The sequence below is a fragment of the Saccharicrinis carchari genome (genome assembly GCF_900182605.1).
Lineage (GTDB): Bacteria > Bacteroidota > Bacteroidia > Bacteroidales > Marinilabiliaceae > Saccharicrinis > Saccharicrinis carchari.
In genome coordinates this window covers 514,279-524,340 of sequence record NZ_FXTB01000003.1, presented here as the reverse complement: position 1 = coordinate 524,340, position 10,062 = coordinate 514,279, and the positions used below count along the sequence as shown (strand labels likewise).

The 10,062-nt window shown below is 41.0% G+C and carries 7 protein-coding genes; 5 read left to right on the top strand and 2 right to left on the bottom strand.

Annotation, left to right across the window (positions count from 1 at the left end):
• Positions 1 to 918 precede the first annotated feature (918 nt).
• Both pdxB and gnd read left to right on the top strand, forming a co-directional pair.
• Complete coding sequence (gene pdxB, locus FN809_RS08885) at positions 919 to 2,055, top strand: 4-phosphoerythronate dehydrogenase PdxB (protein WP_246095544.1); 1,137 nt, start codon at positions 919 to 921, stop codon at positions 2,053 to 2,055.
• A gap of 67 nt (positions 2,056 to 2,122) precedes the next feature.
• Entirely contained in the window at positions 2,123 to 3,571 is a 1,449-nt protein-coding gene (gene gnd, locus FN809_RS08880; protein ID WP_142533141.1) for a decarboxylating NADP(+)-dependent phosphogluconate dehydrogenase, read from the top strand.
• A gap of 78 nt (positions 3,572 to 3,649) precedes the next feature.
• Here gnd and gldA read toward each other — a convergent pair whose 3' ends face one another.
• On the bottom strand, positions 3,650 to 4,561 hold the full coding sequence (gene gldA / locus FN809_RS08875; protein WP_142533140.1) for a gliding motility-associated ABC transporter ATP-binding subunit GldA: 912 nt from the start codon (positions 4,559 to 4,561) through the stop codon (positions 3,650 to 3,652).
• A 127-nt stretch (positions 4,562 to 4,688) separates the two neighbouring features.
• Between gldA and ispG the strand changes: the two genes are divergently transcribed.
• The 3 genes from ispG to FN809_RS08860 all read left to right on the top strand — a co-directional run bounded on the left by ispG (position 4,689) and on the right by FN809_RS08860 (position 8,237).
• On the top strand, positions 4,689 to 6,527 hold the full coding sequence (ispG, locus tag FN809_RS08870) for a (E)-4-hydroxy-3-methylbut-2-enyl-diphosphate synthase (RefSeq protein ID WP_185957510.1): 1,839 nt from the start codon (positions 4,689 to 4,691) through the stop codon (positions 6,525 to 6,527).
• 168 nt (positions 6,528 to 6,695) lie between these two features.
• Entirely contained in the window at positions 6,696 to 7,481 is a 786-nt protein-coding gene (locus tag FN809_RS08865) for a hypothetical protein (RefSeq protein WP_142533139.1), read from the top strand.
• Between the two features lie 138 nt (positions 7,482 to 7,619).
• Positions 7,620 to 8,237, top strand: coding sequence for a hypothetical protein (locus FN809_RS08860; RefSeq protein WP_142533138.1), 618 nt, complete (start codon positions 7,620 to 7,622; stop codon positions 8,235 to 8,237).
• Between the two features lie 168 nt (positions 8,238 to 8,405).
• Here the strand turns inward: FN809_RS08860 and hydG are convergent, their stop codons facing one another.
• The gene (gene hydG / locus FN809_RS08855; RefSeq protein ID WP_142533137.1) at positions 8,406 to 9,839 is read right to left on the bottom strand and encodes a [FeFe] hydrogenase H-cluster radical SAM maturase HydG; all 1,434 of its coding nucleotides are present in this window, start codon (positions 9,837 to 9,839) and stop codon (positions 8,406 to 8,408) included.
• Positions 9,840 to 10,062: the final 223 nt, after the last annotated feature.

The following is a 10,062-nucleotide window of genomic DNA, read 5'->3' as shown; positions in this document are numbered from 1 at the left end:
ATTCTTTACAAGAGTTTTGCTCAAAGAATCACTCTACTTTTTTTTCCTTTTGTGCATTCCAATATTTTCAAAGAACTTTTGTGTCAGTGAACAGTGAACAGTGAACGGTTAACAGTTAACAGTTAACAGTTATGAGTTAACATCTGACTTCTTTTTATCTCGTCTTGAGCCGTGGCCCAATTCTAAATCTTGTTATTCGCTTTAAACACTTGCGTTTTCCCGTTGGACTTTAGCATCTTCTTTTCTTAAAAAAAATAATGCATTCCATCCGGGGGATGCTGTGAGCTATTTCATTAAATCAGCTCCATTTTAAGCGGCTGCAAAGATAACACTTTTAAATTTTAAGTTCCAAATGTTTTTTGAAATAATTTAAAGTTTATTTTTCTTACCTCTTTTTACGCCAAAAAAACACCGCCATAAAACGGTTTTGGTTCTCTCAATATGTTGTTATAACTGCTTTTTAACGCGCTGCTCCCTTAGAACTTCTCATCTTCTTATGTTGCAAAAAAGTGAGGCATTTTTTAGGGAGCGAAACAGGCTCGTTAACCCATCGTGTTTCCCAAAAGCGGATGCAAAAGAACTGCTTTATTTTTTAACCTCCAAATATTAATCGCAAGTTTTTTTTAAGCAGACAAGCAAGATAACACTTAAAAGCTAAACGACCAAATGGTTAGCCTATGAAAAAAATATTAACCCACCGGAAAATATAAGACCTCTGCTTAAACCAAAATATGAGTGTTAAATGAAAAGAAGAAAGGATACTAGAGAAAGGAGTTGGGACAAAACCGAATTTGACTTGGTTTTTTATACGCTGAGCGTACAAAATATAAAAAAACCGCATCGCCCCATCCGCAGTTTGTTAAGCTATATATTAATTGTAATAATCAATTTCATTACTTTTGTTTGAAATTTAAAAATATGATTAAGATTATCGCCGATAATAAAATCCCTTTTCTTGAGGGTGTTTTAGAACCTTATGCACAGGTGAACTACTTACCTGGAGCACAAACCGATGCATCTGCCATTAGAGATGCTGACGCACTAATTACACGAACTCGTACCAGGTGCAACGCAGCCACGCTGGACAATAGCCAGGTGAAAATAATTGCTACAGCCACCATCGGTTTCGATCATATTGATACCTTATATTGTCAAAACAACCATATTGAATGGACTAATGCACCGGGGTGTAACTCCGGCTCCGTGAAGCAATATATTGCGGCAACGCTGGCTACCCTGATCAGCAAACACAATATGGAGATTGAAAATAAAACCATCGGCATTATTGGTGCAGGCAACGTGGGGCGCAAGGTGGCCAAACTGGCCAAAGCTGTAGGGATGAAGGTGCTATTGAATGATCCGCCACGCGCACAAAAAGAAGGCAGCGCTGGCTTTGTGGAGCTGGAGGAGTTAATTGCAGAATCTGACATTATCACTTTTCATGTTCCTCTACAACACGAAGGCAAGAATAAAACATTTCATCTCGGAAATAAAACATTTTTTTCGCGGTGTAAAAGACATGTGGTCATTGTAAACAGTTCGCGTGGCGAGGTTATTGATAATGAAGCGCTATTATCAGCTTTGGAATTGGGTAATATTGGCAACGTAGTTTTAGATGTGTGGGAAAACGAACCGGGTATTAACCGCTCCTTGCTACAAAAGACACTTATCGCCACTCCACATATTGCCGGATACTCGGCCGATGGAAAGGCCAACGGCACCGCTATGAGCGTTCAAGCTATCAGTCAATATTTTGGATTCCCATTAAATCAATGGTATCCCCAAAATATCCCAAGCCCTCAAAAATCCCAAATAACAATTAATGCGAAAGGTTTAACTTTTCAGGAAATATGGACAAAAGCGGTGTTACACACTTATTCCATTGCTGAGGATGATGCTCGCTTAAGGAAGTCTCCGGATAGCTTTGAGCTGCTCCGTGGCTCCTATCCGCTTCGACGGGAATTTGAAGCATATACCTTGCGGATAAAAAATGGCACGACACAAATTATACAAAAACTAAGCGACATGGGCTTCACGCACATTGAAGTAATCTAAAAAAACACACAAATCAAAAATTAAAATACTATTTTTGAACGAATACGAACATATTATATATAATAACATGAAGAAAAAAGCAGATATTGGTTTGATAGGTTTGGCTGTTATGGGCGAAAACCTGGTTTTAAATATGGAGAGTAAAGGATACACCGTGGCCGTATACAATAGAACTACCGAAAAGGTAGACAAATTTGTAAATGGTCGAGGTGCCGGAAAGAATTTCATTGGTACTCACAACATAAAAGAACTGGTTAATGCATTGGAGTCTCCGCGCAAGGTGATGATGTTAGTGAAAGCCGGAGCACCCGTGGATGCGCTGATAGACCAGCTTATACCGCATCTTGATAAAGGGGATGTTATCATTGACGGTGGCAATTCACACTTCCCCGATACAATGCGTCGCACAAAATATGTAGAAGAAAAAGGCTTGTTGTATGTAGGTTCCGGCGTTTCGGGAGGTGAAGAAGGTGCACTCACCGGGCCTTCGCTTATGCCCGGTGGCTCTAAAGAAGCATGGCCTCTGATTAAAGATTTGTTTCAGGATATCGCTGCCAAAGTGGATAACATACCATGCTGTGATTGGGTTGGCGAAGATGGTGCCGGTCACTTTGTTAAAATGGTGCACAACGGCATCGAGTACGGCGATATGCAGCTAATTAGCGAGGCATACCACATAATGAGAGATTTTGTGGGCTTATCGCACGATGAGATGCATGACATATTTAACGACTGGAATAAGGGCGATCTGGACAGTTATCTGATAGAGATAACACGAGATATAATGGGATACAAGGAGAATGGTGAGCCATTAGTGGAGAAAATATTGGATGCCGCCGGACAAAAAGGAACCGGTAAATGGACCGGTATTACCGCATTGGATCTTGGCGTACCTTTAACCCTGATAGGTGAAGCTGTTTTTGCACGTTGCCTCTCGGCACAAAAAGAAGAACGTGTAGAGGCGGCCAAAATTTTAGGCTCCCCAATTGAAAAATTTAAAGGCGACAAAACCCAGTTTATTAAGCAAATAAAAGATGCTCTTTTTGCTTCTAAAATTGTTTCGTACACGCAAGGTTATGTATTAATGCGCGAAGCAGCGAAAGAACACAACTGGAATTTAAATTATGGTGGAATTGCCATGATGTGGCGTGGTGGCTGCATTATCCGTTCTGCTTTTTTAAAAAATATAAAAGAAGCATTCGATAAAAACCCCGATTTAGTTAATCTGATTCTGGATTCTTATTTCAAAACTAAGGTAAGCGAAGCTATTAACGGATGGCGCCAGGTAGTGGCTCAAGCGGTAGTCAACGGAATACCTGTACCAACATTCTCCAGTGCTTTAAGTTATTTTGATGGATACCGGACGGCAAAACTACCGGCTAACCTATTGCAGGCACAACGCGATTATTTTGGTGCACACACCTATGAACGCGTGGATAAACCCAGAGGAGAATTTTTCCACACTAACTGGACAGGAAGAGGAGGAGATACCGCTTCGAGCAATTATGATGTTTAAAGTCAGCCTTGCGGAAATAAACTTATAAATTATAACATATAGCATCAAGGCCGTTCATAATCTGAATGGCCTTTTGCATTATTTTTCTCGGGTCAATTCCCTGAATACGTCTTCCATACTGCGTTGATCCTGGGTAAGTGTTATTATTTTTGCACCCGCACTTACTGCACAGTCAAATAATGCAGATCGGATATCCGATGAAGCTGAGATTTTAAATTTATTGTGTGCTATGCTTTTTACTGCAATGATGTCCTCAATTTGGTCAAATATGTTTTTCTCAACAGGATTGAGCAACTCGCAAGTAATTTCGTAATGATTTTTTAGTGCAGCCTTGGTAAGGTCACCGGATTTTTCGTTAGCCACAATATGCCCGCCGTTAATAATAATTACCCGTTCGCAAATCGCTTGTACTTCCTGCATTATATGTGTAGAAAGCATTACGGTTTTGTGTTGTCCCACTTCTTTTATTAAATCCCTCACTTCAATGATCTGGTTGGGATCGAGCCCTGTGGTAGGTTCATCCAGGATAAGTACTTCCGGATCGGGCAAAAGAGCTTGTGCCAACCCCACCCGCTGACGGAACCCTTTAGAAAGAGCTGAAATCTTTTTAGTTCTTTCAGGTGCAAGACCCGTCATGTCAATAATTTCTTCCACACGCTTTTTGGTAGCTCTTCCCAATTTATAAATACCGGCAATGTGAGTGAGGTATTCGCGCACATACATATCCAAGTAAAGTGGGTTATGCTCGGGCAAATAACCTATTTTACGTTTGTGCTCCAGCGAATTGTGAGACACATCCAATCCGCAAACCAATACCTGACCGTTTGTGGGTGGCAGATAGCCCGTGATAATTTTCATCATAGTGGATTTGCCCGCACCGTTGGGGCCTAAAAATCCCACCACCTCACCCGATGCAATTTCAAACGATACATTATCCAAAGCTTTTTGCTGGCCAAACACTCTTGATACCTGGGAAACAGAAATAGACATATATTTTTTTGTTTTTTTAATGCGTAAAGTTAATTATTGCATTTATATAATACGTATACCCTCATCATATTATCTAAAAGCTTACTTTTGTGTTTTGCGAGATGTAGTTATTAATAAGACATTAAAAATGATCAAATCCGAATACTGTATCGACCTGTTTAAATACAAGCGTAATAAAACACGCGAAGTTACTATTGGCGAATTAATGTTGGGAGATACCCATCCAATAGTGGTACAATCCATGACTACCACTAACACCAACCACACCGAAGCCACTGTAAATCAAATAAAAACTATTTTTGATGCAGGCGGTCAAATGGTGCGCATGACTGCACAAGGCAGGCGCGAAGCCGCCAATTTAAAAAATATAAAAACCGAACTCCATCGTCAGGGATATACTGCTCCTTTGGTGGCCGATATTCATTTTAACCCCAATGCTGCTAACATAGCGGCAGAGCACATTGAAAAGGTAAGAATAAACCCCGGTAATTTTGTGGATGGAGCCAAAAAATTTGAAACCATCCAATATACACCGGAGTCGTATGCCGAAGAGCTGGAGACGGTAAAGAAAAAACTGATTCCCCTGCTTAATATTTGCAAGCAAAACAATACCGCCCTGCGTATAGGAACCAACCACGGATCGCTATCGGATAGGATTATGAGCCGTTATGGCGATACCCCCATGGGAATGGTGGAGTCGTGCATGGAATTTCTACGCATCTGCCAGCAGGAAGAATTTAAGCGCATAGTATTGAGTATCAAAGCCAGCAATGCGCGTGTAATGGTGCATACCGTTAGGTTATTGGTGCAAAAGATGCAGGAAGAAAACATCAGCTATCCTTTACATTTAGGGGTAACAGAAGCTGGCGAAGGCGAGGATGGGCGTATCCGGTCGGCAGTGGGTATTGGTGCCCTATTGGCCGATGGCATAGGTGATACCATAAGAGTATCACTCACCGAAGACCCTGAAAAAGAAATTCCGGTAGCCAGGGAATTAATCAGATACACGTCTTCAAAAGCCGATCACGATACTATTAAGCCGGTAAACGATGCGTCCTATTCTCCTTTTGAATATGCCAGGCGCAAGTCTGAGGCTGTGGGTAATATTGGTGGCGGCAACTTTCCGGTAGTCCTTGGCAATAAAAAAACACTAAAAGATGCGCCCGATTACATTTTTTCGTCCGGGGATGAATCGGCAGCCAACATATTACCACTGAATCAGTGGAATAAGCTCAAGGACAAAGCACGCCATTTCCCTCTTTTAAAAATCAAAGAGTTAAATCAATTGAAGGAATTAAATGCTGCTAAGATTTTTCTCAAAGTCAGTTATTCAGAATTTAACCCCGCTTTTTACGAGAGAATAAAATCATGTACGAACCTTGTGTTAGTATTAAGCTCCACAAATAAAAATAACATAGCCGAACAAAGAGCTGCATTTTTATGGTTGGCTTCAAACAAAGTAAATCATCCGGTGATAATCTACAATAAATACAACCCAGTGTTCGATCGCAATACACAGATACAAGCAGCATGCGATTTTGGCCCGTTGTTTCTGGATGGTTTCGGTGATGGCATCTGGATAGATTATAATAAAGAAAGCAAGCCGGGCATGGTAAACAAAACGGCCTATGCTATTTTGCAGGCTGCCAGAGTTCGTTTCGAGAAGCCCGATTACATATCGTGTCCCGGATGTGGCAGAACACTTTTTGGTATTCAGGAAACTACAACCCGAGTTAAAGAACGCACCGCCCATTTAAAAGGTCTAAAGATAGCCGTGATGGGCTGCATCGTGAATGGCCCGGGTGAAATGGCAGATGCTGACTATGGATATGTAGGTTCGGGCCCCGGAAAAATAACTTTGTATTATCAGCGTAAAGTGGTAAAAAAGAACATTGACGAAAAAGATGCCGTAAACGAGCTTATTGATCTTATTAAACTAAATAACGACTGGAAAGAGCCCGTTTAACAAAGTCGTCTTTCCTAGTTGTTGATAATTTATTTTTAAATATATGCTTTCATCAGGCACTAATCAAAAATAGTGTATTTTTACAATGAGATATTGTTACTTTTATTGCTGGAATGACTATGTTTTTTTAAATTGCAAAACTGTTGACAACACCCTATACTTAAATCAATGAAAAGACTTATACACTTTATACTGCTTTTTGCGATGATGGCCTTCCCAATCCGGGCCGAAGACATTGTACTGAATGGCACATTTCAGGGAGATAATTTATATGTTAAAAACCCGTTTGCTCCAAGTGGTGTAGGTTTTTGTGTTTATGAAGTAACCGTAAACGGCCTCACCTCCACCGATGAAATTAATTCCAGTGCTTTCGAGGTGGATCTTTCTGTATACGGTTTTGTGCCGGGCGAACCACTTACGGTAACGATTAAGTACAAGGAAGGTTGCCAACCCATAGTATTAAATCCAGAAGTTTTGAACGCACGTGCAACTTTTGAGATAGACGAATTAAAAATATCCGGTGATAAAATAGAATGGGCTACAACAAAAGAAGCAGGCAGTCTGCCGTTTGTAGTGGAACAATTCCGCTGGAATAAATGGATAGAAGTGGGTAGGGTTAATGGTTCCGGAACGGCGAGCCGAAATACTTACGAAACAAAGGTTCGCTTTAATTCAGGCCAGAATAAGTTCAGGATTAAGCAAACTGATTTTAGAGGCAAACCAAAATACTCCAAGGAAATTACCTATATGTCTACAAAACCGGAGGTAAACTTTTCGCCTAAAAAGGTAGATGACACACTTGAATTTACTGCACCAACGCTCTACGAAATATATGATGAATACGGAGGAATTATTTTTAAGGGGTACGGACAAACGGTCAATGTTTCAGGACTAAAAAAAGGAGATTACTATTTAAACCTCGACAATAAGTTGGCCGAATTCTCAAAAAAATAATATTGACGCAAATTATCAGAAAAGGCCGGATGACTATCCGGCCTTTTTTTTTAACCTATAAAATCCGCCTATTTTTCGGCTTACACATTATTTTTTTTTACTTTCGGCTTATATTTCATCCGATCAAGCACAACACACATGACAACGCAGGAATTAGAATTTGAAAGCAAGAAAGATAAGATGCGGCTTAAGGCGGTTGACAAAGAAGTGCGACGACTACGAAACATCAATCGCAAACAATCTGCTAAACTCACCAAACTCCGAAAAGCCCTGTTATTTCAGGCTTTCTTTTTTATATCATTGCTATTGGTTTTGCTGGTAAAAGGAATGATTAATTTTTCGGGCAATACGCAAGAGGATGGCATAAACCCACTAACCGAACAATATAATCAATTATTAGCGCAACAAAGAATACAATCGGCTACACTAAATTTATATCGCGACAGCTTAAGCAATATAAAAAACGAAAACCTTGTTGAGCGTGGTGAAAGTGGCTATAAATATCGCATTCAGATTGGCGCCTTTAAAGAAATTGATTTAACAGAATTTGCGGATAACCTCGGTACGATAAATCAAGAAACCTACGACAGCATTTACCAATATACCCTGGGTAAATTCGACGAATACGAGAAAGCGTTGGAATTTTGGAGTAATATCAAAAACATGGGTTTTGCCGATTCTTTTATTGTTGCTACCAAAGACGGACGTAGAGTTCCCCTGCACCATCTTCCGGCAGAAAATAAGGATGAAAAATAAAAGCGGGTGATCTGATCTATGCCATCTGCAGGTGCCGCATCCGGTTAAGCGAACTTTCTTCTATTGTATATGGCTATCGCCGGGTTATAACTTAGCGCAATACAATAAACAAGCTAACTGACAAGCGGACAGTAACCAAGCCACTATATCCTTCCCGCTGAAAGTCCTTTAAAAATACAAATCGCGTTCGCCTGTTTTTATTTTGTCCAGACGCTCCATCAGTTTTTCTTTAAAGTTAGGATCTTCGTAGTTATGCAGTTCTTTTTCAATCAGCCGATAGCCTTTTTCTTTGGTGGATGGAGGTGCATAATCTTCCAGGTATTCGGCCAGGGTGAGCATGGCGTTGGGCTGGCAAAAACGCTTGATAAATCCGGGCACTGAAAACTCCATAAAGTGTTCGCCGGTGCGGTTGAGGCGATAGCAGGCCGTGCAAAAAGAGGGGATAAAACCCGTGTTCACCAGTTCTTCCATCACTTCGTTAAGCGAGCGATCGTCTTTTATTTCAAATTGCTCCTTATCCATATCCTGCCCTTGTTCGGTTTGTGAATATCCCTTCAGCTCAATATGGGTACCACCATCAATTTGCGAAACACCATATTGCAGCACCTCATCGCGTATTTGGGCAGGCTCGCGGGCGGTAAGAATTAACCCGGTGTAAGGAACGGCAAGCCGCAGAATGGCCACCAGTCGGGTAAAATCGGCATCAGACACCGCCCATTTTTTATTCACCTGGATACCGGAGGCAGCTTGAATCCGTGGAAAGGAGATGGTATGTGGTCCTACATTATACACCGCCTCAAAGTGATTTACATGACGTAACAAACCCAGCACCTCAAAGCGCCAATCATACAAGCCAAGCAAAGCCCCAATACCCAAATCATCGATACCTGCCTCCATGGCACGGTCGAGCCCTGTGATACGCCAGTCATAATCTCTTTTAACTCCACTTTTATGTACTTTCAGGTAGGTTTCGTGGTGATAGGTTTCCTGAAATATCTGGTAGGTTCCAATACCTGCTGCTTTCACTATTTTAAATCCTTCCACATCTAAGGGAGCCGCATTGATGTTCACACGGCGTATCTCTCCTTTGTTTGATTTTACCGAATACACCGTTTTCACCGATTCGGCTATGAATTTGGCATTGTATCTGGGGTGCTCACCATACACCAATATGAGTCGCTTGTGTCCGGCATCTTCCAACGATTTTACCTCTTCTCTTAAATCATCCTCCGTGAGCGTAATTCGCTTTTGGGCTTTGTTATCTGCTTTAAAGCCGCAATAGGTGCAGTTGTTGATGCACAAGTTGCCGATGTACAGGGGGGCAAAAAGAACAATACGCTTGCCATAAACCCGCTCTTTAAGCACTTTGGCAGCGCTTTTTATTTCCTGTATCAGTTCGGGCTCGTTGGCATTCACCAAAATAGCGGTTTCGTGCAGCGAGAGACGGTTTTTATCCAACGATTTTTGAATCACCGCGCGTACTTGTGCTTTACTTGGTTCCTGTGCTTCCTGCAGAATTTCATCGATTTCGCCGTCATCAATAAAAGGGTGCATGGCTTTGTCGGCTATCTTATATTTTTGTGGATGGTATATCATTGACATGGCTTAATTTTTTCGATGGGTTATCAAGCATAAAATTAACGGCTTTTATTGATAATCGCTTATATCATGTGTTAAAAATTTGTATGTCGCGGATCAACAATACCCTGTAATTCGGATACGGCAGTGGCTGGAGAAGTATCTATTATTCTTGCAAAAACTAATTATTGGAAAATATAATGTGGGAATTAAACAGGTATTAATTAATTTTAGGCATAATAAACGA